24 protein-coding genes are annotated in these 24,381 nt (G+C 72.1%); 8 read left to right on the forward strand and 16 right to left on the reverse strand.

Annotation, left to right across the window (positions count from 1 at the left end; genetic code table 11):
• The first annotated feature begins 25 nt into the window (after nt 1-25).
• Together ACIOGZ_RS21110 and ACIOGZ_RS21115 are read left to right on the forward strand one after the other, a co-directional pair.
• Nucleotides 26-274, forward strand: a complete 249-nt coding sequence (locus ACIOGZ_RS21110) for a hypothetical protein (RefSeq protein WP_400986731.1) — start codon at nt 26-28, stop codon at nt 272-274.
• 250 nt (nt 275-524) lie between these two features.
• Entirely contained in the window at nt 525-1,769 is a 1,245-nt protein-coding gene (locus ACIOGZ_RS21115; RefSeq protein WP_400986733.1) for an MFS transporter, read from the forward strand.
• Between the two features lie 77 nt (nt 1,770-1,846).
• On the opposite strand, the gene ACIOGZ_RS21120 is transcribed toward ACIOGZ_RS21115, so the two are convergent.
• The 7 genes from ACIOGZ_RS21120 to ACIOGZ_RS21150 all read right to left on the reverse strand — a co-directional run bounded on the left by ACIOGZ_RS21120 (nt 1,847) and on the right by ACIOGZ_RS21150 (nt 9,978).
• Complete coding sequence (locus ACIOGZ_RS21120) at nt 1,847-2,506, reverse strand: ATP-binding protein (protein ID WP_400986735.1); 660 nt, start codon at nt 2,504-2,506, stop codon at nt 1,847-1,849.
• Between the two features lie 92 nt (nt 2,507-2,598).
• Nucleotides 2,599-3,459: a DUF3592 domain-containing protein gene (locus ACIOGZ_RS21125; RefSeq protein ID WP_400986737.1), complete on the reverse strand. Its 861-nt coding sequence runs from the start codon at nt 3,457-3,459 to the stop codon at nt 2,599-2,601.
• Between the two features lie 179 nt (nt 3,460-3,638).
• The gene (locus ACIOGZ_RS21130) at nt 3,639-4,718 is read right to left on the reverse strand and encodes a hypothetical protein (protein ID WP_400986739.1); all 1,080 of its coding nucleotides are present in this window, start codon (nt 4,716-4,718) and stop codon (nt 3,639-3,641) included.
• 267 nt (nt 4,719-4,985) lie between these two features.
• Nucleotides 4,986-5,588, reverse strand: a complete 603-nt coding sequence (locus tag ACIOGZ_RS21135) for an SRPBCC family protein (protein WP_400986919.1) — start codon at nt 5,586-5,588, stop codon at nt 4,986-4,988.
• A gap of 64 nt (nt 5,589-5,652) precedes the next feature.
• Nucleotides 5,653-7,140, reverse strand: coding sequence for an FAD-binding protein (locus ACIOGZ_RS21140; protein WP_400986742.1), 1,488 nt, complete (start codon nt 7,138-7,140; stop codon nt 5,653-5,655).
• A 373-nt stretch (nt 7,141-7,513) separates the two neighbouring features.
• The gene (locus ACIOGZ_RS21145) at nt 7,514-9,073 is read right to left on the reverse strand and encodes a flavin-containing monooxygenase (protein WP_400986744.1); all 1,560 of its coding nucleotides are present in this window, start codon (nt 9,071-9,073) and stop codon (nt 7,514-7,516) included.
• A gap of 17 nt (nt 9,074-9,090) precedes the next feature.
• The gene (locus ACIOGZ_RS21150; protein WP_363589033.1) at nt 9,091-9,978 is read right to left on the reverse strand and encodes a class I SAM-dependent methyltransferase; all 888 of its coding nucleotides are present in this window, start codon (nt 9,976-9,978) and stop codon (nt 9,091-9,093) included.
• Between the two features lie 914 nt (nt 9,979-10,892).
• Between ACIOGZ_RS21150 and ACIOGZ_RS21155 the strand changes: the two genes are divergently transcribed.
• The 3 genes from ACIOGZ_RS21155 to ACIOGZ_RS21165 are packed head-to-tail and all read left to right on the forward strand — an operon-like array spanning nt 10,893 to nt 12,906.
• On the forward strand, nt 10,893-11,153 hold the full coding sequence (locus tag ACIOGZ_RS21155) for a hypothetical protein (RefSeq protein ID WP_063350787.1): 261 nt from the start codon (nt 10,893-10,895) through the stop codon (nt 11,151-11,153).
• 17 nt (nt 11,154-11,170) lie between these two features.
• A complete protein-coding gene (locus tag ACIOGZ_RS21160; protein WP_363589035.1) occupies nt 11,171-12,154 on the forward strand; it encodes a beta-ketoacyl-ACP synthase 3 in 984 nt (327 codons plus the stop codon).
• Complete coding sequence (locus ACIOGZ_RS21165) at nt 12,151-12,906, forward strand: SDR family NAD(P)-dependent oxidoreductase (protein ID WP_363632280.1); 756 nt, start codon at nt 12,151-12,153, stop codon at nt 12,904-12,906. The genes ACIOGZ_RS21160 and ACIOGZ_RS21165 overlap by 4 nt, the downstream gene beginning before the upstream one ends.
• 243 nt (nt 12,907-13,149) lie before the next feature.
• On the opposite strand, the gene tpx is transcribed toward ACIOGZ_RS21165, so the two are convergent.
• The 7 genes from tpx to ACIOGZ_RS21200 form a co-directional block, all read right to left on the reverse strand.
• On the reverse strand, nt 13,150-13,650 hold the full coding sequence (tpx, locus tag ACIOGZ_RS21170; protein ID WP_400986746.1) for a thiol peroxidase: 501 nt from the start codon (nt 13,648-13,650) through the stop codon (nt 13,150-13,152).
• A gap of 240 nt (nt 13,651-13,890) precedes the next feature.
• Entirely contained in the window at nt 13,891-14,373 is a 483-nt protein-coding gene (locus ACIOGZ_RS21175; RefSeq protein ID WP_363589039.1) for a hypothetical protein, read from the reverse strand.
• 140 nt (nt 14,374-14,513) lie between these two features.
• Nucleotides 14,514-15,155, reverse strand: a complete 642-nt coding sequence (locus ACIOGZ_RS21180; protein ID WP_400986748.1) for a hypothetical protein — start codon at nt 15,153-15,155, stop codon at nt 14,514-14,516.
• Complete coding sequence (locus tag ACIOGZ_RS21185; RefSeq protein ID WP_363589043.1) at nt 15,152-16,918, reverse strand: alpha/beta hydrolase; 1,767 nt, start codon at nt 16,916-16,918, stop codon at nt 15,152-15,154. The genes ACIOGZ_RS21180 and ACIOGZ_RS21185 overlap by 4 nt, the downstream gene beginning before the upstream one ends.
• Nucleotides 16,918-17,307, reverse strand: a complete 390-nt coding sequence (locus ACIOGZ_RS21190) for a type VII secretion target (RefSeq protein ID WP_363589045.1) — start codon at nt 17,305-17,307, stop codon at nt 16,918-16,920. Before ACIOGZ_RS21190 ends, ACIOGZ_RS21185 begins: the two co-directional genes overlap by 1 nt.
• 341 nt (nt 17,308-17,648) lie before the next feature.
• The gene (locus ACIOGZ_RS21195; RefSeq protein WP_400986751.1) at nt 17,649-18,383 is read right to left on the reverse strand and encodes a class I SAM-dependent methyltransferase; all 735 of its coding nucleotides are present in this window, start codon (nt 18,381-18,383) and stop codon (nt 17,649-17,651) included.
• Between the two features lie 211 nt (nt 18,384-18,594).
• Entirely contained in the window at nt 18,595-19,131 is a 537-nt protein-coding gene (locus ACIOGZ_RS21200; protein ID WP_400986753.1) for a hypothetical protein, read from the reverse strand.
• Nucleotides 19,132-19,327: 196 nt separating this feature from the next.
• Between ACIOGZ_RS21200 and ACIOGZ_RS21205 the strand changes: the two genes are divergently transcribed.
• A complete protein-coding gene (locus ACIOGZ_RS21205) occupies nt 19,328-19,915 on the forward strand; it encodes a PadR family transcriptional regulator (RefSeq protein ID WP_363589049.1) in 588 nt (195 codons plus the stop codon).
• Nucleotides 19,908-21,563, forward strand: a complete 1,656-nt coding sequence (locus ACIOGZ_RS21210) for an FAD-dependent monooxygenase (RefSeq protein ID WP_400986755.1) — start codon at nt 19,908-19,910, stop codon at nt 21,561-21,563. The genes ACIOGZ_RS21205 and ACIOGZ_RS21210 overlap by 8 nt, the downstream gene beginning before the upstream one ends.
• A 285-nt stretch (nt 21,564-21,848) precedes the next feature.
• Here the strand turns inward: ACIOGZ_RS21210 and ACIOGZ_RS21215 are convergent, their stop codons facing one another.
• Both ACIOGZ_RS21215 and ACIOGZ_RS21220 read right to left on the reverse strand, forming a co-directional pair.
• On the reverse strand, nt 21,849-22,613 hold the full coding sequence (locus tag ACIOGZ_RS21215) for an SDR family oxidoreductase (protein ID WP_363589053.1): 765 nt from the start codon (nt 22,611-22,613) through the stop codon (nt 21,849-21,851).
• Nucleotides 22,614-22,796: 183 nt separating this feature from the next.
• A complete protein-coding gene (locus ACIOGZ_RS21220; RefSeq protein WP_400986757.1) occupies nt 22,797-23,360 on the reverse strand; it encodes a YbaK/EbsC family protein in 564 nt (187 codons plus the stop codon).
• 119 nt (nt 23,361-23,479) lie between these two features.
• On the opposite strand from ACIOGZ_RS21220, the gene ACIOGZ_RS21225 reads away from it, so the two are divergent.
• Nucleotides 23,480-24,367, forward strand: coding sequence for a fructosamine kinase family protein (locus ACIOGZ_RS21225; protein WP_400810510.1), 888 nt, complete (start codon nt 23,480-23,482; stop codon nt 24,365-24,367).
• Nucleotides 24,368-24,381: the final 14 nt, after the last annotated feature.

Genomic DNA, 24,381 nt, shown 5'->3' on the forward strand with positions numbered 1-24,381 from the left:
GTTGTGCACACCTCCTCCCCGCAGGGTGTGGCCGTTCCAGGAACCGGTCAAGGACGGGATCTGGACCTGTTCGGGCTCGCCGATCGTCCCCGGGTACGTCATCACCGACCACATCCGCAACGGCTGCAACGGCGTCGGGCCCTGGCGGCACAACCTCGCGCGCGTCGGCCTGTGGACCTGCCCGAGCTCGCCCATCCCGGCCGGCTTCCGCGCCGCCACGTACAGCGCCGGCGGGTGCAGCGGCCTCGGCGCCTGGGCCCTGGTCCGCGCCTGACCCCACCCGCCCGGCCTGGAGGCACCGCGCACTCGTCGTGCCGGTGCCTCCGGCACGCTCCCACCAGGGCAACTGGTCGAAGCCGTCGCCGTCGACCCGCACAGCGTCGAGATCCACGCCGCCCATCGTGGCCACACAACGGATGGTTGTGCCTTCCCGGCGGATCGGTTGTTTGATCCCGCCATTCGCCATCCGCTTTGATGCCGGTGGTCATCGGGTGGTTGTTCGGATCGGCGAAAGGCGTACGGGCATGAACGGGCGGCGGGCACTGGGGCGACGGTTCGGATGGCTGTGGGCGGCGTTCGCGGTCAGCTCCTACGGCTCGTGGCTCGGATTCGGCGCGTTCCCCCTCCTCGCTATCCTCGTGCTGCACTCCGGACCGACCCAGGTGGCGCTGCTGTCCGCCGCGGGGCGGGCAGTGGGGGCCCTGGTCGCCGTGCCGCTCGGTCCGTGGATGGAGTTCCGGCGCAAACGGCCGGTCATGATGGCGATGGACCTGACCCGGTTCGCGGTGCTGTTGAGCGTCCCCGCCGCGTTCGCGCTCGGCCGGCTCAGCTTCGCCCAACTCCTCGTCGTCTCCGTCGTCACCGCCGCGGCCGACATCGCCTTCAAGGCCGCCGGCGGCGCGTACCTCAAGACGCTCGTGCCAGCCCAGGACCTGCTCGTCGCGAACAGTCGGTTCGAATCGACGACGTGGACCGCCACCACCGTCGGGCCACCGCTCGGCGGGGCCGCCATCGGACTGTTCGGCCCGGTGGTGACCGTGGTCGCCGACGCCCTCAGCTACCTGCTCTCGGCCCTCGGCATCCGCGCCATCGGCGGCACCGAACCGCACCCCGCGCCGACCGGCGCACCACGGCTGCGCGCCGGAGACCTGCTCGAAGGGTGGCGCCACATCCTCGCCCACTCCACACTGCGCCCGCTGTTCCTCAACACGATCGTGGTCAACGGCCTGATCATGGCCGCCGAACCGCTGATGGCCGTACTCCTCCTCGGCCGCCTCGGCTACGCACCCTGGCAGTACGGCCTCGTGTTCGCCTCCCCCTGCGTCGGCGGCCTGCTCGGCTCACGCCTCGCCCGCCCGCTCGCGACGCGCTTCGGACAGCACCGGACGCTGCTCACCGCCGGAGTGCTGCGCGCGTGCTGGCCCATCGGGCTGGCGTTCGTCCAGCCCGGCGCCCCCGGGATCGTCCTCATCGTCACCGTCCAGCTCGGGCTGGTCACCTGCTGCGGCCTGTTCAATCCGCTGCTGGCCACCCACCGGTTCGAACAGATCGACCCCGACAAGCTCGCCCGCGCCCTCGCCGCATGGTCGATCAGCAGCAGTGCCGCCATCGCGGCCCTCACCGCCCTCTGGGGCCTGCTGGCCGCCATCACCAGCCCGCGCACCGCGATCGCCGCCGCCGGACTCCTCCTCCTCGCCACCCCGCTGCTGCTCCCGCGTCGCGAGAGGACGCCCCGGAAGGCAGGGGAACAGGCCGCGAGCCTGAGCTGAGACGCGGGAGGACCTGGCACGCGGGAACTCGGACAGCTGCCGGTCAGATATCTCGGATGTCCTGGATATCTCGAATGTCAGTACGGCCCACGCCGGTCGTCGAACTGGACCTCCAACTGCGGCCAGGTCGCGGCCAGGTGTGTCAGGTCGTCCGGCGTCGGGCCGGTGAGTGTCGGGCCGGTGAGCGTTGGGGTGGTGAGCGGGCCCACTGGTGCGCTCGGCTTGAAGTGGACCAGTGTCCCGGTCGTGCCGTCCACCTCGATGGGCTCCAGGCCGGTGACGGGGACGCCGAGTTCGTAGCGCTGGGTCCAGGCTCCGTTGAGGCGGCGGTTGGTGTGGACGAGCCAGTCGCTGAGCGCTGCGACGACGGACATGCCGCGCCGGGGATGACCGTCGGGCAGCACTTCGGCCTGTGGGGAGTCGAAGAACCGAAGGTCCTTCGTCGCCATGACCGGCTTCTTCACGCTCCGGCCCCGCTCGTCCACCCGGGTGTCGGTGCCCCGCCCGTCGTCCCTGACGGACAGCGAGCCGTCGGCGTGGAGAACGAGGACACAGCGCCCGCCGCCACTGCCTGACGCTTCGTCGGCCGCATAGCCGAGGACTTCCAGGACGAGGTGCCAGGGTCCGTCCGGAGCGAACTTCGCCGGGTTCTGCCTGATGTGCGCGAGATGGTCCGTATCGACGGCGCTCGACCAGTCATGTGTCGTGTTGACCCACTGGGCCCTCGGTGCATTCATCGGGCCAGGATGCCGCAGGCCGACGACGGCTCCGGGACCGGCCCCGTGACTGAGGACGGTTCGCTGGCCGATGGTGCTACGGCCGTTGGGTGTCAGAGCAGGACCGCTCCCGCGACTGCCGCCGACGCCGTGACGAGAAGGCCCACGATGCCGCTGGTGACTCCGCTCCTCCAGGACCGCTGTGCGGACGCGAGGTCCGGGGTGAAGTCGGCCGGGTCGGCGGGGGAGTAGTGGATCGTGACGTTCCGGCCGTACGAGTTGGTCGGGTCCGGCAGGCCCGAAAAGCAGTAGGCGGTGACGGCCACGCCCTCGTGGGTGGTGAAGGCGACCACCGGCGTCTGGCTGGTGGACGTGTAGCCGTCCTCGTCGGTGCGGACGTTCCTGACGACGGCGACCACACGGCCCGGAACGGGAACCATCGCGGCCAGGGTGTCGAACCGGCTCCGCGCCTGGCGGACCTCCTGGGGCAGGGAGCACGCGAGGAACACGCTCCACGGCGCGCCGACACCGATCAGGGCCCACGGCCAGCCCCAGTCGATCGCGGCGACGACCACCAGCCCGACGTAGATCAGGAACACCGCGAAGTTCGGCCAGCCGAGCCCGTAGCGGCCGGCCCAGAGGTCGTTGGTGAACCGGAAGGCGTGCGGTCTCCCGGGCGGATAGCGGATCCCGATCTCCCGGCCCGTCCAGGCCGTGTTGATCCTGTCGCCGCAGTCACCGTCGTTCGTCACGGTGAACTCCTGCCCGGTGGAGGAGTCTTGGAAGGTGACGACGACCGCTATGCCGTCCCCCTCGGAACCTCCGTGCCGCGGCTCCTGCACCCGCTCGATCCGTCCCATCACCCGGACCGTCCGCTGGGCTCGGGTCACCCCCGCCAGTGACCGCCCGTACCCGAGCAGTGCCAATGTGCCGAACACCCCGCACCAGAGCGCCAGACAGTCGTGCCAGCCCATGTGTCCTCCTCCTGTCCCTCCGGTACGGTCCGCCGGGGTTTCCTCGCTGCCGTGGCAACCCGTCGCGTGCAAGATCTACCACGTCCGGGCCGGTGGGGAGCCGCGGTGGCCGGCCCAAGTCGGCTGGTGGAAAGCAGTCTTGATGTCGAAGCGCGTCGAGCGCGGGTGAAGCGCGGTGATCAGCGTGCCGGGGTGCGTCGCACCACCTGGCCCTCACCGTTCGCCTCCAGCGAGGCACTGCCCTCGGGCCCGGTCACGCCGACCCTGATCGTGAGGGAGCCGGCGAGATGGTCGGCGGTGATCTGCCAGGACGTCGGGGAGCGGACGCCGAGCGTCGTCTCGGCCTCCTTGACCAGGGCCGGGAACCGCTCGTAGGGCAGGGACAGTGGATCGAACTGGGGGGCCTTCGTGCCGCTCGGGGAGAACACGACCGACAGCACGCGTTCCTGCGCGAAGACGGTGATCGCCTGGCGCGGATCCTTCCCCTCGGTAAGGGAGTTGATGGCCTTGCGCAGTTCGCCGTCGTCGAGGAACGACTGGTCCGGCCCGAGGGAGACAGTCCCGGTCCCGGACGACACCACCGTGGTCGACCACGTCGAAGTGACCGTCGGTGCCGGAGAAGCGGAGTCCTGCTGTTCGAACAGGTCCACGCGGAACAGGAAGACCACGGCAGCCGCGGCGAGCAGCAGGCCGAAGAGCCCGACGAAGCCGGTCGAACGGCCCTCGGGAGGCTCGGTCACCATGGTCGACTCGGGAGCCGAATCCAGCTGAGCGCCGGCCGCCCGCTCCTCCCACTCCGGGGTCGGCCGCTTCACGATCCTCACCCGCCACGGCCTGTCCTGCGGATACTTCACCACCAGGACGCCGCGCGGCCGGTAGTCGGGGAGGTCGACCAGGTTGATGTCCTGAGTGATCCCGACGCGGTAGGCCGGCTCGTCGTCCGGTGCGACGGTGAGATCGAACCGCACCGGCACGTCGCTCGTCTCACCCCCAATGGCGCGCAGGCTCTCGATCATCGCGAGCGCCGTCCGGGGCACGACCGCCGCCTCCCGGGCCCGCCGCGGCGCCCCGGCGAGCAGGAGTAACAGACCGTAGGCGATGGGCAGTCCCAAACCCCCGATGAACAAGGGCACCTTCTCGACGACCACGCCGACGACGAGCGCGGCCAGCGAGCTCCCGATCACGGCCCCCGTCAGGAAACTGCGGGCGAGGGCGACCGGAGTGCTGCGCGGAGGCGGCGCGCTCGGGGTGATCGTCATACGGGTGATTGTGCCGGGCCGGGGTGACAGCCGGTAGGGCTGGGGCGGGCGTTGTTCGCGCGGGGCCGGCGGGGTGCGGAGTGGGCGACAGCTGTCAGTAGTAGTCGGAGCGACGGGCGGAAAGCAGGTCCCGGGTCGCGCCCGTCGCGGGGGCGGTTTCGACGGGTGGCCCGGTTCGCCAGCTCCCGCGGTCGACTTCACGGGAGTTGGCGGTGAGCAGGTGGTCTGTGCGCGAGTCGCGGGTCGGGCACGAGGGGCCGCGGGTGGCTATCGGGTGTCTGTGTTTGTGTTGTGTGTGAGTTGGTGGTTGAGGTTGGTGAGGGCGTTGTGGGTGGCTTTGGTGTGTTGGTTGGGGATGGTGTGTTTGGGGAGGAGGGTGGGCCATCCGTGGGGGGTGGTGGTGAAGGTGATGGTGAGTTTGGTGTGTTGGTTGTTGTGGGTGGGGGTGAGGGTGTAGGTGGTGGTGCCGGTGAAGTGGCCGGTGTGGGTGGTGGTGAGGGTGTGTGGGGGTGTGATGTGGGTGGTGGTGGCGGTGAAGTGGATTTTGGGTCCGGGTTTGGTGTGGCCGTTGGGGTGGACGGTGATGTGGGTGGTGCCGCCGGGGTGTTCGGGGGTGGGGTTGCCGGGTTGGTGGGTGTTGTGGGGGGTCCACCAGGTGGTGGTGCCGTTGAGTTCGGCGATGAGGTGGTTCCAGACCTGGTGGGTGGGGGCGTGGATGACGGCTTCGTTGACGAGGTCGTAGGTGTGGATGGTGTGGCCTCCTGTTCTTTTCCGGGTTCCCGATGTTCCGAGTTCTTGCTTTCTGGTTTTCGGTAGATGTTTCTTTTTTGTCGCTTGCGGCCCGTGCCTGTGGTTTGCCTGTCGGTTTATCTGTGCGCCTTTGCCCGTGTTCCTGTGCGTGTGTCTGTGTCTGTGTGTCTGTGTGTTTGTGTTGTTAGGGGAAGATGTTTTGGCCGGGGGTGAGGGTGTGGGTGGGGTCGTATTTGTGTTTGGTGTTGGTGAGGTTGTTCCATTGGGGGCCGTAGTGGTTTTTCCAGTCGGTGGGGGTCATGTGGGGGATGGCGCCGACGAGGTAGCGTTTGGCGCCGAGGGTGGTGGCGTGGTCGTAGAGGGTGCGGTTGTGGGTGAGTTGGGTGGTGGGGTTGGTGTTGGGGTGGGGGAAGGTGAGGAGGTCGAAGAGGTAGGTGGTGGGTTCGTTGGGGGTGATGGCGTAGGGGTGGGTGATTTTGTTGGTGGGGAAGGGGTAGAAGAGGAGGAGGCCTTGGCCGAGGGTTTCGGGGGTGAGGAGGGGGGTGGCGTAGGTGATGAAGTTGGCGGCTTGGGTGGCGGGGAGGAAGAGGCTGAGCCAGGGTTTGGGTTGGTTCCAGTAGCCGAGGTTTTTGAGGTTTTGGGTCCAGGTGTCGGCGCGGTAGGTGTATTCGCGGTAGGTCTGGTCGGTGATGGTGGTTTGGCCGGGGTCGGGGTTGAGTCCGGTGAGGAGGGGGGTGGGGTTGGGGGGTGTGGTGCCGTTGTAGTAGGTGGCGGTTTCGATTTTGTATTGGGGGGTGGTGTCGGGTTGGGGGATGATTTCGCCGATTTGGGTGTGGAAGCGGCCGTCGTTGAGGATGGTTTGCTGGTCGGTGAGGTAGGTGGTGAGGTTGTTGTAGTAGAGGTTGAAGACGAGGGCGCGTTGGGGGGCGGGGATGAGTTTGACGGTGGCGCGGATGATGATGCCGAATTGTCCGGCGCCGGCGAGGGCGGCGTGGAAGAGGTCGCGGTTTTTGGTGGGGGTGGCGGTGAGGAGGCGGCCGGTGCCGGTGATGATGTCGATGGATTCGACGGTGTCGGCTTGGAGGCCGTGTTTTTGGACGGTGTTGCCGATGCCGCCGATGCTGATGGTGCCGCCGATGGAGAGGTGGAGGTAGTCGGTGAGGCAGGGTGGGGTGAGGCCTTGGTCGAGGGCGGCGTCGGTGAGTTGGGCCCAGGTGACGCCGGCGTCGACGGTGGCGTTGGTGGGGGTGATGGTGTGGATGCGGTTGAGGGTGCGGGCGTCGATGCTGATGCCGCCGGCGGGGGAGGCCTGGCCGTAGTTGGAGTGTGATTCGAGGTCGTTGTCGGTGCCGCTGCGGCCGTTCATGGCGACTTTGAGGCCGTTGCAGCGGGCGTAGTTGATGATTTTGATGATGTCTTGGTCGGAGCCGGGTTTGAGGACGGCGTGGGGGGTGTTGGTGGTGAGGCGGCCGAAGTCGTGGCTGAATTCGGTGAGGGTGGCGGTGTCGGTGGTGAGGGTGCCGTCGAGGGTGGGGACGGGGGAGAGGCGGCCGTGGGTGGTGGGGGTGTTGGTGGTGGCCCAGGTGCGGGTGGTGGTGTTGTAGGCGGTGATGAGGGCGGTGGTGGCGGTGGTGGTGAGGAGGGTGCGCCTGGTGAGGTTGGGGTTGGGCATGCGGGGGTTTCCTGTTCCGGGGTAGGGGTGGGTGTTGGGGTGGTGTGTGTCTGTTCGTGGTGTGGGTGTCTGATGGTGTGATGTTCTGGGGTTGGCGGCCGGGTGGGCGGCCTGGTGGTGGTTAGTGTGTGAGGGCGGGTGCGTGGGTCCCTGAGGTGGTGGGGGCTGTGTGGGTGTTCGGTTGTCGGTTGTGTGTCCGGTTCTGGTTTCCGGTGGGGTGTTCCGGGGGTGTGGGCCGGCCGGGCGGCGGGGTCCGTGGGTGGGCGGGTGCCGCCCGGCCGTGTTGGGTGTGCCTGTGTGGTTGTGCCCGTGTGCCCGTGTGCCCGTGTGCCCGTGTGCCCGTGTGCCTGTGTGCCGGGCAGGGGGGTGGGGGTTAGGGGGTGGTGTGGGTGACGGTGGCGCGTTGGTAGTTGAGGAGGTCGAAGCGGCGGGTCTGGCGGCGGAAGCGGTAGGTGTAGGTGGGCCAGATGGAGGGGTTGTTGCCGTGTTGGTCGGTGTACCAGCTCTGGCAGCCGCCGGTGTTCCAGACGGTGTTCTTCAGGCGGCCGGTGAGGGTCTGGTTGTAGGTGTTCTGGGCTTCGGGGCGGACCTCGACGGAGGTGATGCCGTGGGTGTCGATGGTTTTGAGGGCGTCGATGATGTAGGCGATCTGGGCTTCGATCATGACGGTCTGGGAGGAGTGGCCCAGGGTGGTGTTGGGGCCCAGGAGCATGAAGAGGTTGGGGAAGCCGTGGATGGTGGTGCCGCGGTGGGCTTTCATGCCGTGGGTGTGCCAGGTGTCGCGCAGGGTGGCTCCGTCGCGGCCGTGGATGCGGCGGGCGACGGGGCGGTCGGTGGCGGTGAAGCCGGTGGCGAGGATGATGGTGTCGATGGTGCGGGTGGTGCCGTCGGCGGTGGTGATGTGGGTGGGGCCGATGTCGGTGATGGTGTCGGAGACGATGTCGACGTTGGGTTGCTGGATGGCGGGGTACCAGGTGTTGGAGAAGAGGAGGCGTTTGCAGCCGACGGTGTAGTCGGGGGTGAGGCGCTGGCGCAGGCCGGGGTCGGGGACGGATTTCTTGAGGTGGCCGGCGGCCATGTTCTTCATGCCGGTGGTGCGGCCTGGGCGGGACATGAAGAACGCGACGATCTCGCGGCCGTTCTTGTTGAAGGCGCGGCGGAAGCGCTGGTAGCCGGGTAGGTGGCGCAGCATCCAGGTGTGGCGCGGGGTGTTGGGCTTGTCGGGTTTGTGGGCGACCCAGGGCGGGGTGCGCTGGTAGAGGTCGAGGCGAGCGACCTGGTTCTGGATGGCGGGGACGAACTGGATGGCGGAGGCGCCGGTGCCGATGACGGCGACGTTGCGGCCGGTGAGGTCGTGGTCGTGGCGCCAGCGGGCGGAGTGGAAGAGGGTGCCGGTGAAGGTGGCCAGGCCCGGCAGGTCGGGGACGGCGGGTTCGGAGAGGTAGCCGGTGCCGGTGATGAGGATCTGCGCGGTGTAGCGGCCGTGGGTGGTGTGGATGCGCCAGTGGCGGTGGTCGGTGTCCCAGTGGGCGTCGAGGAGTTCGTGGCCGTAGCGCAGGTGGGGTTCGACGCCGAAGCGGTGGGCGGTGTCCTTGAGGTAGGCGTGGACTTCGGCCTGGGTGGCGAAGGTGGACTTCCACTCCGGGTTGCGGGCGAAGGAGAAGGAGTAGAGGTGGGCCTGGACGTCGCAGGCGCAGCCGGGGTAGGTGTTGTCGCGCCAGGTGCCGCCGAGGTCGGTGGCGCGTTCGAAGACGAGGAAGTCGTCGGTGCCGGTCTGCAGGAGGCGGATCGCGGTGCCCAGGCCGGAGATGCCGGCGCCGATGATGGCGACTTTGAGGTGGCGTACGGCGGTGGTGTCGGGGTGGGTGGTGGCGCCGGCGGGTTCGGGCTGGTCGGCGCCGGAGGGGGCGGGGTGTTCGGCGGTGGTGGTCATGGCCGGGGTGTCCCCTTTCAGGCGCGGCGGGTGAGGGTGACGCGGAAGTTGTTGAAGATGTGGTCTTCGAGGGTGTAGGCGAAGATGTCGAGGTAGCGCTCGAAGCGCTGGACGGTGGTCTCGTCGGCCATGGCGACGGCTTCGTCGCGGCGGGCGGCCAGGAGCTGGAGCCAGGCGCGGCAGGCGCGGGCGAAGGACTCGGGTTCGTTGCGGATCTCGGTGACCTCGAAGAGGCCGTCGAGGCCGGCGGCGAGTTCGGGCAGGCGCGGGATGTGGCAGCCCTCGAACTCCTCGCGCTGGAGGAACTTGAGGTCGTCCAGGAGCTGGCGGCGCAGCGGGGGGTTCTCGACGGTCATGGTGTGCAGGACGAAGCGGGCGCCGGGCTTGAGGAGGGAGTGGACCTGCTTGAAGAAGACGCGGTAGCGCTGGGTGCGCTCCTTGGGGGTGAGGGAGGAGAGTACGAAGTGTTCGAGGGCGTTGATGCAGAACGCGGCGTCGTAGGGCTCGCCTTCGGCCTTGTGGTCCTCCCAGCTCTCGACGCGGGCGTGGATGGCGGGGTTGTCGAGGGCGGCGACGAAGTCGGCCTGGGTGCGGGAGAGGGTGACGCCGACGGCCTGCTGGACGCCGTGGACGGTGGTGAGGCGGTTGAGCATGGTGCCCCAGCCGCAGCCGATGTCCAGGACCTTGGCCTTGCCGGCGGCCTGGGCGAGGTCGGTGAAGACGTCGAGCTTGCGTTCCTGGGCCTCGTCGAGGGTGGCGACGAGGTCCTCGCCGTCCTCCCAGTAGCCGCCGGAGTACATCATGGTGGGGCCGAGGATGAGCCGGTAGAGGTCGTTGCCGACCTCGTAGTGGTGGCGGATCGCGTCGACGTCGGGGTTGATGGAGCGGGTCTCGGCGGTGGTCATGCGGGTGTGCCCCTGTTCTGATGGCGGATCGGGTGGACTGGACTGGGCTCGGCCGTGTTCGGCCGGGCCGGGTGGTGCCGGGTGGTGCCCGGCCGGGCTCGGCCGGGCGGTGGGGCCGGGGGCGCCGTTGCCCGGGTGGACGGCCGTGTCGGTGGCGGTGGTCGGTCCCGTGCGGTGCGGGCGTTCGTGCCGGTGAGGGCGGTTGGCGGGCGTCCGTGTGGTGGCCGGGCCGCCCTGACGCGGTGCTTGCCCGGTGTGGTGCGTCCCCGGTGCGTGCGTCCCCGGCGCGGTAGGGCCCTGGTGCGGTGGGTCCCGGCATGGTCGCCGGCGGTGCGGTGTCCACGCCGCGGTGCGTCGCGGTGCGGTGTGGTGCGTCCCCGGTGCGTGCGTTCCTGGTGCGGTGGGTCCCGGCATGGTCGCCGGCGGTGCGGCGTTGTGCGGTGCGGCGTTGTGCGGTGCGGTGTCCGCGTCGCGGTGCGTCGCGGTGCGGGGTGGTGCGGTGGGTCGCGTCGCGGTGTGGTGTCCGGGCCGTGGTGCGTCGCGGTGGGGGGTGGTGCGGGTCGTTCCCTCCCGGTGCGGCGCGGTGGTGGGTGTCGTGCGTGTGGGTGCGGTGTCTCGGGTCAGGTAAGCGCGTGTCTCGCAAGCGGTGCGCAAGCGTGGGTGGGGGGCCGGGGTTGCGGGGCGTTTGCGTGGGGGTGGGTTTCATGCGGTTTCGACAAGACACGCGGCCCCCACGGCCTTCCCGGGTTTCCCCGGGGGGTTTTCGGGTTCCGTCGCGGTGCGTCCCGTGGCCTGTGGGCGGCGGGGTGCGCGGTGGCGGTGTCCGTCACCCCCGGGGGTGTGTTCTCCGGGTCTGTTCTGCCTCATCACGTGTTGGCGCCCGTTCCGGGGCGTCCAGGAAGGAACGATCACTCATGTCCGACATCCCCACCATCGAGGACCTGGCCGCGCAGTTGCAGGCGGTCTCCGGAGCGCAGGAGATCGACGCGGACGCGGCGCTGCAGCACATCGCGGACGTGGACTCGCTGGATCTGATGGAGTGGCTGTACGGGTTCCAGAACCAGTACCCGCACATTCCGGCGGACGAGTCGCTGTTCGCGGACATCGACGACACGACGACGCTGCGGGTGGTGCACGAGCGGATCCTGGCGCTCGTGGGCCAGGCCGGCGTCTGAGCGCGGGGCACTGCTCGATGAGCGGCTTCGACATCACCGGGTGGGGGATCTCGGTCCCCGAGCGCGTGGTGACCAGCGTGGAGCTGGCGGAGCGTTTCGGTGTGGACGAGCACTGGATCGTCTCCAGGTGCGGGATCCGGGAGCGGCGGGCGGTCGGGGCGGGGCAGAGCACCGCGTCGATGGCGGTTCAGGCCGGGCGCCGGGCGCTGGAGCGGGCGGGGCTGTCGGGTGCGGACATCGCGCACCTGATCGTGGCGACGGCGACGCCGGAGCAGCCCTCGCCGGCGACGTCGGCGTTCGTCCACGACGAGCTGGGCATCGCGGGCAGCGCGCACGACGTGAACTCCGAGTGCGCGGGGTTCGTGTACGCGCTGGTGACGGCGGTGGGTCTGCTGCGCATGGATCCGCGGCCGATCCTGGTGATCGGTTCGGACACCCACACGCTGACCGCGAACCCGGCGGACCGGGACCTGTCGATCCTGGTGGGTGACGGGGCCGGTGCGGTGGTCCTGCAGCCCGGCCCGGTGGAGCGGGTCCTGGCGTGGAACCTGGGTGCGGACGGCTCGTGCAAGGACAGTCTGAAGGTCCTGGCGGGGGGTTCGCGGATGCCCACGACCGAGGAGACGGTGCGCCGCGGTCTGCACTACGCGCAGATCAACGGCAACGAGATCTACCTGAACGCGGTGCGCTACACGGTGCGTACGATCCGCGAGACGCTGGAGCAGGCGAAGCTGACGCCGGCGGACGTGGACCATGTGGTGCCGCACCAGGCGAACATCCGGATCATCAACTCGGTGCTCGCCCATACCGGGATTCCCGCGGACCGTCTGGTGGCGAATCTGGACCGGTACGGCAACACCGCTTCGGCGTCGATCCCGATCGCGCTGGCGGAGGCGTTGGACGCCGGGCGTATCCAGGACGGGGACACGGTGCTGCTGGCCGGGTTCGGTGCCGGGATGACGTGGGGTTCGGTCCTGTTGACGTGGGGAGGGGCGCGGTGAGCGGCAAGGGTGCTTTCGGGCAGCGGCCCGCGTCCCCGGTGGCGCTGGTGACCGGCGCTTCGGGGGGGCTGGGCCGGGAGCTGGCGCTGGCGCTGGACGCGGCCGGGTGCCGGGTCGCGGTGCACTACAACAGTGCCCGCCAGGCCGCCGAGGAGGTGGCGGGCAAGCTGGCCGGCGACCATGTCCTGGTCAGTGGGGACGTCGCGGACTACGCGCAGGTCACCGCGATGTACGAGCGGATCACCGAGGCGCTTGGCCCGGTGGACGTGCTCGTCAACAACGGGGCGGTGCGCAGGGACGCGCTGATGGCCATGCAGGATCCGGCGCAGTGGCGGCAGGTGATCGACACGAACCTGGTCGGTTCCTTCCACACCGCGCGGGTGTGCGTGCCGGCGATGCTGCGGGCCCGCTGGGGCAGGGTGGTCAACATCGTCTCCCCGTCCGCGCTGATCGCCACCGCCGGGCAGACCGCCTACGCGGCGTCCAAGGCGGGGCTGATCGGGCTGACCCGCACGCTGGCGGCGGAGTGCGGGCGCCGGGGGGTGACGGTGAACGCGCTGTCGCCCGGGTTCATGATCACGGGGATGACGGACACCCTGCCCGAGCACGTGGTCGCCGGGATGCGGGAGAAGGTGCCGGTGCCGCGGTTCGTGACCCCGCAGGAGGTCGCCCGTTCCATCGGGCTCTTCCTCGACCAGGACTGCATGACCGGACAGGTCATCAGCATCGACTCGGGAGCCTCCATCACCTGACCCGCCCCCGGTTCCCGGCCCGCCCGGCCCCCTTCCCGGCCCGCCCCCCTTGGTGAAGACCTGGGGGGCGGGCCGGGCGGCGTGCGCGGGCGGTGTGCGCGGCCCGGCCCGGGGCCGGGGCGGGTGTGCCGCGGGGGGTTCTAGGCGCGATGCCGGTGACTTAACAACGATCGCGAGCCGCTGACCTGCGGCAGTGCTTCGGCCAGAGGGCCGTGGAAGACCGCAAAGTCACCGGCATCGGTTCTAGGCGAGGACGGCGAGCGCGGCCTCGTAGTTCGGCTCGTCGGCGATCTCCGCGACCAGTTCGGTGTGCAGGACGGTGTCGTTCTCGTCCAGGACGACGACGGCGCGGGCGGTCAGCCCCGCCAGCGGGCCGTCGGCCAGGGCCACGCCGTAGTTCTCGTGGAAGTCGCGTCCGCGCAGGGTGGACAGGGTCCGGACGCTGTCCAGGCCCTCGGCGCCGCAGAAGCGGGCCTGCGCGAACGGCAGGTCGGCGGAGATGCACAGCACCACGGTGTTGGCCAGCGAGCCGGCCTTGGCGTTGAAGGTGCGCACCGAGGTGGCGCAGGTGGGGGTGTCGATGCTGGGGAAGATGTTGAGGACCTTGCGCTTGCCGGCGAAGTCCTGCAGCGAGGTGTCGGCGAGTCCCTCGCCGACCAGCGTGAACGCCGGGGCCTGGCTGCTGGCCTGGGGCAGCGCGCCGCCGACCTGGACCGGGTTCCCCTTCAGCGTGACCTGAGCCATGAAAAGCCTCCTACCAGCGGTGGAATGTGGTGACAACGCCGCCGATCCTACTGCGCGCGCCCGGTCCCGGACGCCGGGCGGCCATCCCTCGGACGCGGGAGGGCGTGGGGTGCCGCCACCGTGCCTGCCGGTGGGTCTGCCGGTGCGCTCACCGGTGCGTCTGCCGGCGGGGCTGGCGGTGAGCCTGCCGGTGCCGCTCGCCGGCGGGTCTGCGGGTGTGCCCGCCAACGGGTCTGGCGTTCAGGCGGACCAGAACGGGTCGTCGTGGCGGGGCAGGACGTCCAGGGTGCCGTCGGGCAGGGTCGGTTCGGGCACGTAGGTGCCGAAGGGGTCGCGGTCGCGGATGACGGGGATGGGGCCGACGGTGGCCTGGAAGGTGATGTTCCCGGCGGCGCCGAACAGCACGGCGACGCCGTATCCGGCGGGTGTGGTGGCGAACATGGCGGGCTGGCGGGGGTTGACGGCGGTGATCCGGTAGCCGCGGTCCTGCCAGCCGCGTTCGGTGACGCCCAGCAGCGCCCCGTACTTGGCGGGGGCGACCCGGGTGGTGACGTGCCGTTCGCGGGTGGCGGTGGCGTAGCCCAGGGAGCGGTCCTGGAGGCCGCCGGTGGTCTGCTCGGTGGAGCGCGGCCAGCCGTCCCGGTGGCGCAGCGGGGGGCGGATGGCGGACATCGCCTCGTCGAGGAGCGCGTCGAGGGTGTGGACGGCCTGTTCGGGGGTCATGGCGGGGGCCTTCGGCTGGTGCGGGGTCACGCGGCGGGGGCGGGGCGGGTCCTGGCGAGGGGGCGGGGCGGGCCCTGGGGAGGGGCGGGTCCTGGCGAGGGGACGGCGGGTCCGGGGAGGGTGTGGCGGGCGGGGGCGGGTCAGGTGGACCAGTAGGGGTCGTCGTAGGCGGGGAGGATGTCGGGGCTGCCGCCGGGCAGGGTCGGTTCGGGGGTGGGGGTGCCGAAGGGGTCGGCGCCGTGGGGGAGCGGGATGGGTCCCACCGCCGCGCTGATGTCGATGTTGCCGGCGTAGGGGTGGATGGTGATGCCGAGGCTTGCGCCGTCGGGGGTGGTGGCGGCCACGCTGTCGGGTCCGGTGGTGAGGCGGTAGCCCTTGGTCTGCCAGGTGCCGCGTACCGCGTCGAGCAGGGCGCCGTACTTGGCGGGGGCGACCTTGGTCGTGATGTTGCGCCGGCGTGAGGCCCGGGCGTAGCCCAGGGAGTGCTCGTCCAGGCCCTTGGCGTACTGCTCGCGCCAGTCGGGCCAGGCGTCCCGGTAGCGCAGTGCGGGCTGGATGCCGGAGGTCGCCTCCTGGAGCAGGTCGTCGAGCCGGTGCAGGGCCTGTGCGGGCTGCATGAGCGGGCCGGGTGTCGCGCTGGTGTCCCCGCCCCCGCCGCCGGTGGCGGCGCAGCCGCCGGCGGTCAGGGCGAGGGCGAGGGCGGCGCAGGCCGCGGCCAGGGGCGCCGGCCGGGGGGCGGGCCGGGGGACGGGCCGGGGGGTCTGGTGGGGGGTCTGGTTCATCGCTGGCCCTGGGTTTTCACGTTGTCGTACCGGCCGGCCACGATCTGGCCGATGTTGTTGACCGATTCCAGGGTCTTGGAGTCCTTCTCGCCGGGGTCGGTCATGTAGTCGGAGTGGGACTGGAAGGAGTTCTCCGCTCCGTCGGCGACTTTGAACCGGTTGGCGCCGAACTCCTCGCCGGCGGGGTCCTGGCCGAACCAGAGCTGGTTGTCGGGGCCGAACCAGTCGTACACCTTGTCGGCGATGTAGCCGCCGCCGAGCATGCCGAGCGGGCCGGCGGAGGCGCCGCCCAGGACGCCGCCGAGGTCGTTGGAGACGCGGCCCTTGGAGGGCAGGTGGCTGACCGGGTCGTTCTCGGCGTCGCCGACCCACACGTGGTGGGGGTCGATGTGCAGCTGGGAGGCGTTGGCGGCGCCGGTGCCGGGGGAGCCGACCAGGATGATGTCGTCGGCGCCGGTGCCGCCGGGGCGCTGTGCGCCCAGGCCCACGGTGGTGGAGCCGTAGCTGTGGGCGAGGGCGACCAGGTGCGCGGGGGTGCCCTCGTGGGTGGCGCGCAGTCCGGCCATGAACGTGTCGTAGGCGGCGCCGCCCTTGGCGGCGCGGTCGGTGTCCATCACGTCCAGGGGCCGGGTGTCGCCGTCGGCGAGTTTCTCCAGTCCGGGCGGCGGGTCGTAGCCGAGCCAGACCATGGAGGCGGTCGCGCTGGTGGGGTCGGCGTTGTGCGCGGCGGTCCACACGTTCAGGGCCCGGTCGGCGTCCTTGCCGCCGACGGCGGACAGTGTGGTGCCCAGTCCCGGCACGTAGGCGCTGACGTTCTTCGCGGTGTCGGGGTCGCCGAAGGACAGGATGCCGCGGCCCTGGCCCTGTTCGCCGACGCCCAGCAGGAACGCGGGCGGCTGCTTGCCGTTCTGCACGTTCAGCTTGTCCCGGATCGCGCGGAAGCCGTCCAGTTTCTGCTTGTCGTCGTCCGACGGGTTCGGCTTGTGCTCGTAGGTGTCGATCAGGTGTGCCAGGTTGAGGCGGTTGGCCTGGTCGCGGGCGGTGGCGGGGATGCCGTCGCGCAGGCCCAGCAGGTCGGGGTGGGCCTGGAGCAGGCGCTGCTGCTCGTCCGGGGTCAGGCCCTTCCACCAGGAGTTGACCTCGGTGGGGGCGGCGCCGGCGGGCGGCCAGCCGGCGGCCATCAGGCCGGTGCCGAGCTCGTCGACGGCCTTGCGGTCGGCGCCGGCCTGCGTCAGGTCCAGTCCGGTGCCGGTGCGGGCCCGCACGGTCAGGTCGTCCAGCAGCTTGGCGATCTTCTGGTCGGCGCCGTCGGCCTCGGTGACGGCGTGGGAGATGCGATCCGCCAGGGCCCTGGCCCGCTGCGGCGTGTCGTAGCCGGGGTCGTGGCGTTCGGCCTGCGAGGGCGCCGGCCAGCTGACCGTGCCGTCCTCGGCGACCGTCAGCCCCGCGCCCTGCGCCTCCTGGAGGGCCTCCTTCAGCTTGGACTGCGCCAGCTGGAAGCTCTCCGAGGCCTCGCGCAGCAGTCCCGAGACCGCGGACATCTCGGTGTGCGCGGCGTCCAGGCGCCCGCTGGTGCGCTGCAGGGAGGCGTTGGCGGCGCCGGCCGCGGTGCCGACCCACTGGCTGTTGAAGACGTGCTTGGTGACCTCGGTGTTCATCGCCTGGACGTGCTTGCCGAACGCGCCGGCCAGGGTGTCGTAGGCGCCGGCGGCGCCGGCCAGGGAGGACAGGTCCGCGTCGCGCAGCTGGGCGAGGGTGACCATCAGTTCACCGCCGGCGCGTAGGGTCCGGCGCCGGGCGGCTTGAGGGCGCCGGCGTTGCCCGTGTCGGTGCCGCGGTAGTTGCCGGCGGTCTGGCCCAGTTTCAGGCTCACCCCGTCCACCTCCGAGGCCAGCTTGTTCAGGCACTCCTCCCACGCCGCCGTGCAGGCGTGCAGCGACGCCCCGGTGCGCCAGCCCGACAGCGCCGCGACCGCCGTGTCGGAGGGCTCGTGGATGTGCTTGAGCTCGCCCGGCATCGCCTCACCGGTGTCCTTGGCGACCTTCGCCGCCGCGTCCAGGTCCGCCGGGTTCACCCCGAACAGGGGCCCGCCCGCCGGCGGCCCGTAGGGCCCGTACAGGCCAGGCCCGTCGGAGCCCGCGTACGCGTTCATGGATCCCGTCCCCCCGCTGGTCGACCTACTGCCGTGCCCGCCTCGGGGCCGGGCTCGCGGCCGGGGTCCCGTGCGGGCATGCGAAACCGCACGCTTGTACGGTTCGCGTCGAAGCATGGCGAAAATAGCAGATCAGCCCACCGGCGCCGACCCGGCCGCGACCCGGCCGCGGCCCGGCGCCTGCCCGGTGACGGTCCGGAGCCTGCCCGGTGACGGCCCGGGGGAGGCTTTCGGTGCCCGTGTCCCGGGGGTGGCGCCCCGTCACCCGGGCGCGCACGGCGGATCCGGGGCAGGGACGGGCGGACGGTGGGGCGACCGGGCGGCCGGGTGGTGGCGCGGGTCTACGGCTGCGGTGGCCGGGCGGCGATGAAGACGAGTTCGCGGCCCGGCCGGTCGGGGGCGTCGCGGACCTCGCGCAGGATGAAGCCGTGGGCGGCCAAGTCCGCTTCCACCTCGCCGCGTTGGCGAAAGCGCAGGGTGGAGGTGGAGGTGAGCCGCTGCCCGTCGGCGGTGAACCCGTAGGTCCAGCGGAAGGTCACCAGTGGGCCGTCGACGGCGACCAGGTCGATCCAGGTCTCGACCGGGCCGGTGCCGGGGACGTCGGTGACGGTGCGGGTGGCGTCGCGGTGCCAGTCCTCCCAGGCCCGCCGGGCCGGGTCGCGGGTCTCGAACACCAGGTGCCCGCCCGGGCGCAGCGCCGCGAAGGCCCGGGCGAGGGTGGCGTGCCACAGGCGCGGGTCGGTGATCTCCTGGGCGGTGTTCGCGGTCATGGTCACCAGGTCGGCCCGCAGCGGGGGCAGGGTCCTGGCGTCGCCGTGGATCCAGCGCACGCGCCCGGCGCCGGGTTTGGCCCGGGCCACCTCCAGGCACGCCCGGGCCGGGTCCACGGCGACGACCTCGGCCCCGCGTGCGGCCGGCAGCAGCGCGAACACCCCGGTCCCGCACCCGAGGTCCAGCACCGTGCGCGCGCCGAGGCCCGCGGCGAGGGCGAGGTAGACGTCCAGGTCGTCGCGGCCGGCCTGCAGCGCGTCGTAGAGCGCGGCGAGCCGGGGGTGGGTGAAGTTCTCGTCGGCCATGCGGGCGACGGTAGCGGCGAAGGGCGCCGCGAGGCCGCTGTCATCCGCCGTCCCGCCCGGATCCGCCGCCCGGATCCGCCGCCCGGACCCGCCGCCCGGTGGTGTCGGCCGGCCCCGCCGCCCGGACCCGCCGCCCGGTGGTGTCGGCCGGCCGGGCTGGACCGGCTGGGCCGAACCGGACCGGGCGCAGGGCCGGTTGGGCCCGGGTGCCTCAGGGGGCGGGGTCCGGCGGCCGGGCCGGGGAGTGCCAGGGGTAGGTGGGGTCCTCGGTGATCCGTACCTGCTGGGGGGCGTCGCGGGGGAAGGTCCAGATCCGTCCCAGGGTGCTGGTGGCGGTCACCGTGGTGTCGTCGAGGGTGACGTCGGCGAACGGGTTGGACGAGCAGGAGATCGCGAGCCACTCCAGGGTGTTCTCCTCGTCGTCGCGGGTCAGCGCGACCCAGCCGATGCTGCCGTGTTCGGACGCCTCGCCCGCGAGGGCGCGGTGGCCGGCGTGGGTGCTGGTGGCGAACACTGTGTCGACGTCCGTCCAGTCGGTGGGGGTCCACGTGCCGGCCCGCAGCAGTTCCCCCCAACTCCACTGCTGGGCCCGCGGGTCGTGGAGCCGGTCGGCGGGGGAGAGCCGCATGAGCCGCATCACCGACAGCGACCCGTCGCCGAACACGATGAAGTCCCCGTGGGGCGCCTCGCGGGCACGCCAGCGCTCATGGACCAGGCCGGCCCGGGGCCGTGCGTCGTCGAAAGCCATGCCCGCCATGATCGCACCCGGCGGCGCCCCGGCCGCGGCCGGGCCCGAACTCCCCCGCGCCGCGCGGCCGGTGCGGCACGGCCCGGCGGCGGGCGACCCGGGCCACCCCCTCCACATACTCGGATCCGAGTAGTACGATCCGAGTATCACGCCCGGGGCCCCGGCCCCGGGGCCCCGCGTGCGACCACGGAGTGCCATGACCGCCAAACGACCCGCCAACCCCCTGGCCCTGGCCCTGCTCGGCCTGCTCCTCGAACAGCCCCTGCACCCTCACGCCATGGCCACCACCCTGCGCGAGCGCCACCTCGACCAGGCCTTCAAACTGACCACCGGTTCGCTCTACGACACGGTGCGCGCCCTGGCCCGCGACGGCTGGATCGAGGCCACCGACACCGAACAGGTCGGCGCGCGCCCCACCCGCACCGTCTACCGCCACACCCCCCAGGGCCGCCAGTACTTCACCCAGTGGCTGGACGAACTCATCCGCGAACCCTCCCGCGAATACCCGAAATTCCTGTCCGCCGTCAGCTACCTCGGCGCCCTGGGACCACACCGCGCCGCCCAGGCACTGCGCGAACGGGCCGCCGCCCTGCACACCCGCATCACCGAGAGCGAACACGCCCACCACAGCGCCACCCACGAACACCACGCCCCCCGACTGTTCGTCATCGAGGCCGAGTACGCCCACGCCATGCTGCACGCCGAACGCCAATGGGTCCTGCGCACCGCCGAGGAGATCGAACAGGGCACCCTGGCCTGGCCGGAGGCCGCCCCCGATGCCTGACACCCCCGCACCCGCACCCGCCGCCACGCCCGTCCCCGTCCCCGCACAGGTCCCCGCCGCACGGCGCTTACCCGCCGCCGCGCCCGGGGCCGGCGCACCCGGGGCCGGCGGGGCCGGCGACGCGGACGTCCTGGTCGTCGGCGCCGGCCCCGCCGGCCTGATGCTGGCCTGCGAACTGGCCCTGGCCCGCGTGCGCACCGTGCTCCTGGAACGCGACCCCGCCCCGCCCGGCTTCTGCCGCGGCTTCAACCTCAACGCCCGCAGCCTGGAACTACTGGAACGCCGCGGCCTGGCCGAACGCCTCCTCGCCGAAGGCCCCACCGCGGCGACCACCGCGTTCACCGCACAGGCCCGCCTCGACCTCGCCGCCATGCGCACCCGCCACCCCTACGTCCTGGGCATCGCCCAGACCAGGGTGGAGGAGATCCTCACCGAACACGCCCACCACCTGGGCGTACGCATCCTGCGCGGCCACCGCCTGAACGCCCTCGACCTCGACGACGACGGCGTCCACGCCCACACCGACACCCCCGACGGCCCCGCACTGCTGCACGCCGGCTGGCTGGCCGGCTGCGACGGCGGCCGCAGCACCGTACGCAAACTCGCCGCCATCGCCTTCCCCGGCACCCCCGCCCGCCGCTTCACCCTGCTCGCGGACGTGGTCCTGACCGACCCGCAGGCGATCCCCTTCGGCGTGAACACCGGCCCGGGCGGCACCGTGTTCGCCATCCCCAGGCCCGGCTACGTCCGCCTGATCACCGCAGACCCCCACCCGCCCCAGGACCGGCACGAACCCCTCACCCTGCCCCGCTTCCAGCAGGCACTGGACCACGCCCTGGGACACCGCGTCCCGATCACCCGCGCCCACTGGCTGACCCGCTTCGGCGACGCCGCCCGCCTGGCCGAACGGCTGCGCCAGGGCCGGGTCCTGCTGGCGGGAGACGCCGCCCACATCCACCCGCCCGCCGGCGCCATCGGCGTCAACGCCGCCATCGACGACGCGATGAACCTCGGCTGGAAACTCGCCCTCGTCGCCCGCGGACAAGCCCCCGAAACCCTCCTGGACACCTACCACACCGAACGGCACGCGGCCGGCGCCAGACTGCTGCGCAACACCCGCGCCCAGGCACTGCTCGCCGGCGACGACGAGGAACTCGCGCCGGTGCGCGACCTGCTCGCCGAACTCGCACAGGCCAAGGACACGGCCGGCCCCCTCGCCGAGGAGATCACCGGCATCGCCACCCGCTACCCGGCCCCCCACGGCAGCGGCCACCCCTGGGAAGGCGCGATGGTCCCGGACATCCCCCTCCAACACGACACCCTCCACGACGACACCCTCCAACACGGCGCCCTGATACCACTGCTGGCCCACACCGGCGCCGGCGCCCTGCTCCTGGAGGACACCACCGCGGCCGAGGCACTGCGCACGGCGGCCGGCCCCTGGACAGACCGGGTGAGCGCGGCGACGGTGCGGCCCGGCGCCCTGCCCGGCACGCCCGCGGTCCTGGTGCGCCCGGACGGCCACGCCGCCTGGACCGCACCGCCCACCGCACCGCCCCAGGCCGCCGCCGAACAGCTGCGCGCGGCCCTGCACCTGTGGTTCGGGCCAGCGGCGGCACCGGGGCCGGGGGCGCCCGACCTCCCGTAACGCGGCGCCGGGTTCCGCGCGGGGTCCGGGTGCTCCGGCGCTCCGGCCGTGTGCCGCCGGTGTGCCGCCGGGCGAACCGGCGGTGGTGCGCGAGGCGTTGGCGGCGCCCGCGGCACAGGGGTCCGCTGTACCGCGAGGCCCGTCCCGCCCGCCCGCCGTCCTGCCCGCCGTCCCGCCCGCCGGGCGGGGCAGCTCCCGCGGCCGCCCGGGGCGGCGGGTTGCCCGGGCCCGGGTACGGCCTGCGCGCGGTACAGCCTGCGCGCGGTGCGGCCCCCGCTGCGGCCGCTACAGGTTGACGCCGCCGGTGACGTCGATCTTGGTGCCGGTGATCCAGCGGGCGTCGTCGGAGGCGAGGAAGGCGACCGCGTCGGCGATGTCCGGGATCTCGCCGATCCGGCCGAGGGCGGTCAGGGCGAGGTTGCGTTCCAGGTTCGCCGGGTCGGCCAGCACGTCGGCGGTCATGTCGGTGCGGGTGAACCCGACGACGACGGAGTTGACGGTGATGTTGCGGGGTCCGAGGTACTTGGCCAGGGTGTGGCCGAACACCTCCAGGGCGCCCTTGGTGAGCGGGTAGCCGATGCCGTGGGCGGAGGCGATACGGGTGGAGACGGAGGAGATGTTGATGATCCGGCCGCCGTCGTGCAGCCGTGGCAGCAGCCGCTGGGTGAGGAAGAACGGCGCCTTGACGTTGACCGCGACCATCTCGTCGAACTCCTCGGGAGTGAGGACCTCGATCGGGCGCCCCATGAGATTGAGCCCGGCGTTGTGGACCAGGATGTCGAGCGCCGCTTCCCCGTGCGCGCGCAGCCCGGCCTCCAGCCCGCCCACGAGGGTGTCCACGTCGCCGGGAACGCCCAGTTCGGCGCCCACGGTGAACGCCCGGCCACCGGCCCCGGCGATCGCCGCGACGCACTCCTTCGCCGCCGCCTCGTTGCTGCCGTAGTGCACGGCGACCAGGGCGCCGTCCCGGGCCAGGCGTTCGGCGATGCCCCGCCCGATGCCCCGGCTGGCACCGGTGACCAGCGCGACCTTCCCGCTGAGGTTTCCCATGTCCACCCCTTTCGACCGTGTTCCGCCGAGATCCCGCCGTCCGACCCCCCAAGGTCAGCCTCAGCCGAGTTTGACGTCCACTCAGGTACTGCGGGGTATGGTGCCCGGCCACGGCCACGGCCACGGCCGCGCACGCCCGGGCCCGAGCCCGGGCCGGTCCCGCCGCCGCCGGCCCCGCCGGGCTCAGGCGGCCAGGCCCGGGAGGACCTCGGCGCCGGGCAGCCGGGCCGCCGCCCAGCCGGGCAGGATCAGCTTGCCCCGCCGCCGCCCGCTGCCGATGAGCACGTGATCGGCGGCGGCCACCGCCTCGTCGACCAGCAGCGGCCAGCCGTCCGGCAGGCCGACGGCGGTGATGCCGCCGTACTCCATGCCGGTGGCGGCGACGGCGACGTCCACCGGCGCGAAGGAGGCCTTGCGCGCGCCCAGGTGCCTGCGCACGGCGGTGTTGACGTCCAGGCGGGTGTCGGCGCGCACCAGGCAGGCGGCCAGGGTGACGTCGCCGCCGCGTTTGGCGGCGACCACCACGCAGTTCGCGGAGAGCTCCAGCGGCACGTCGTAGGCCTGGCAGAACACCGCGGTGTCCGCCTTGTCGGGGTCGGTGTCCACGTACAGCACGGATCCGGCCCACTGGTGTGCGTCCGCGTTCTTCAACGCGTCGGCGACGGGGGCGGCGAGGTCGCCGCAGACCTCGATCGCCGCGCGGACGAGGGGGAAGTTCCCGAACGGGGCGCGCACGTTCTCGTTCATGCAGCGGACTGTACCGCGCACCCCGGCAGGCCTGGCGCGGGTCCTGCCGCTGCCCCTGGGGCGGCGAAATCCGGTGCCGGCCGGAGTCGGTGGCGCCGGGCGCGGGAAAGGGGCCCGCCATGGAAGATCTTGCGCAGAACACCGATGAGGCGGCCGCCGGACACGACGGTCCGCCGCCGCACCTGCTCCCCGGCCCGCCGGCGCACGCGGTGCGCCTGGCCGGCGGCGCCGCGAACACCGTCTGGCTGGTCACCCTGGCCGGCGGCGGACGCGTGGTGGTGAAGTCCACCCCGGCACTGGCCCCCGACGCGTACGCGAAGGAGGCCCAGGGCCTGCAAGCCCTGCGCACCCACGGCGCGCTGGCGACCCCGCGGGTGCTGGCCCTTCACCCGGACGGCCTGGTCCTGGAAGCCCTCGAACAGCCGCCCGCGCACGACACCGGCTTCTGGGAACGCGCCGCACACGCGCTGGCCGGCCTGCACGCCACCACCGGACAGCGCTTCGGCTGGGCCGAGGACGGCTGGCTCGGCCGCCTGGCACAGCGCAACCCCTGGACCGAGGACGGACACGAGTTCTTCGCCCGCCACCGCCTGCTGCGCTACCTCGACGAACCCCTGGCCCGCCAGGTGCTCGGACCCCGGGGCCGCGCCGACCTGGAACGGATCTGCGACCGGCTGCCCCAACTCCTCCCCGCCGCACCACCCGTCCTCACCCACGGCGACCTGTGGCACGGCAACATCCTCGCCCGCCCGGACGCGACACCGGCGTTCATCGACCCGGCGGTGTGCTGGACGTGGGCGGAGACGGACCTGAGCATGATGTTCTGCACCGGCGGCGTCCCCGCCCGCTTCTTCGACGCCTACCGCGAACACCACCCCCTCACCGACGGCTGGCAGGACCGCATGCGGCTGCTCCACCTGCGCGAACAGCTCAGCTGCGCCGCCCACTTCGGCGCGCGCGACGGCCACACCGGCGACCTGCTCGACGTGCTGCGCACCTACCGCTGACGCGGGCCGCTCGG

Origin of the sequence: Kitasatospora sp. NPDC088160 (genome assembly GCF_044741445.1) — a bacterium.
Taxonomy (GTDB): domain Bacteria; phylum Actinomycetota; class Actinomycetes; order Streptomycetales; family Streptomycetaceae; genus Kitasatospora.

Coding starts and splice junctions, on each gene's coding strand:
- ACIOGZ_RS21175 (WP_363589039.1), bottom strand. CDS start 14,373: ATGACCCCCGAACAGGCCGTCCACACCCTCGACGCGCTCCTCGACGAG.
- ACIOGZ_RS21155 (WP_063350787.1), top strand. CDS start 10,893: ATGTCCGACATCCCCACCATCGAGGACCTGGCCGCGCAGTTGCAGGCG.
- ACIOGZ_RS21205 (WP_363589049.1), top strand. CDS start 19,328: ATGACCGCCAAACGACCCGCCAACCCCCTGGCCCTGGCCCTGCTCGGC.
- ACIOGZ_RS21215 (WP_363589053.1), bottom strand. CDS start 22,613: ATGGGAAACCTCAGCGGGAAGGTCGCGCTGGTCACCGGTGCCAGCCGG.
- ACIOGZ_RS21125 (WP_400986737.1), bottom strand. CDS start 3,459: ATGGGCTGGCACGACTGTCTGGCGCTCTGGTGCGGGGTGTTCGGCACA.
- ACIOGZ_RS21210 (WP_400986755.1), top strand. CDS start 19,908: ATGCCTGACACCCCCGCACCCGCACCCGCCGCCACGCCCGTCCCCGTC.
- ACIOGZ_RS21185 (WP_363589043.1), bottom strand. CDS start 16,918: ATGGTCACCCTCGCCCAGCTGCGCGACGCGGACCTGTCCTCCCTGGCC.
- ACIOGZ_RS21150 (WP_363589033.1), bottom strand. CDS start 9,978: ATGACCACCGCCGAGACCCGCTCCATCAACCCCGACGTCGACGCGATC.
- ACIOGZ_RS21190 (WP_363589045.1), bottom strand. CDS start 17,307: ATGAACGCGTACGCGGGCTCCGACGGGCCTGGCCTGTACGGGCCCTAC.
- ACIOGZ_RS21200 (WP_400986753.1), bottom strand. CDS start 19,131: ATGGCTTTCGACGACGCACGGCCCCGGGCCGGCCTGGTCCATGAGCGC.
- ACIOGZ_RS21225 (WP_400810510.1), top strand. CDS start 23,480: ATGGAAGATCTTGCGCAGAACACCGATGAGGCGGCCGCCGGACACGAC.
- ACIOGZ_RS21120 (WP_400986735.1), bottom strand. CDS start 2,506: ATGAATGCACCGAGGGCCCAGTGGGTCAACACGACACATGACTGGTCG.
- ACIOGZ_RS21145 (WP_400986744.1), bottom strand. CDS start 9,073: ATGACCACCACCGCCGAACACCCCGCCCCCTCCGGCGCCGACCAGCCC.
- ACIOGZ_RS21130 (WP_400986739.1), bottom strand. CDS start 4,718: ATGACGATCACCCCGAGCGCGCCGCCTCCGCGCAGCACTCCGGTCGCC.
- tpx (WP_400986746.1), bottom strand. CDS start 13,650: ATGGCTCAGGTCACGCTGAAGGGGAACCCGGTCCAGGTCGGCGGCGCG.
- ACIOGZ_RS21140 (WP_400986742.1), bottom strand. CDS start 7,140: ATGCCCAACCCCAACCTCACCAGGCGCACCCTCCTCACCACCACCGCC.
- ACIOGZ_RS21195 (WP_400986751.1), bottom strand. CDS start 18,383: ATGGCCGACGAGAACTTCACCCACCCCCGGCTCGCCGCGCTCTACGAC.
- ACIOGZ_RS21115 (WP_400986733.1), top strand. CDS start 525: ATGAACGGGCGGCGGGCACTGGGGCGACGGTTCGGATGGCTGTGGGCG.
- ACIOGZ_RS21220 (WP_400986757.1), bottom strand. CDS start 23,360: ATGAACGAGAACGTGCGCGCCCCGTTCGGGAACTTCCCCCTCGTCCGC.
- ACIOGZ_RS21160 (WP_363589035.1), top strand. CDS start 11,171: ATGAGCGGCTTCGACATCACCGGGTGGGGGATCTCGGTCCCCGAGCGC.
- ACIOGZ_RS21180 (WP_400986748.1), bottom strand. CDS start 15,155: ATGAACCAGACCCCCCACCAGACCCCCCGGCCCGTCCCCCGGCCCGCC.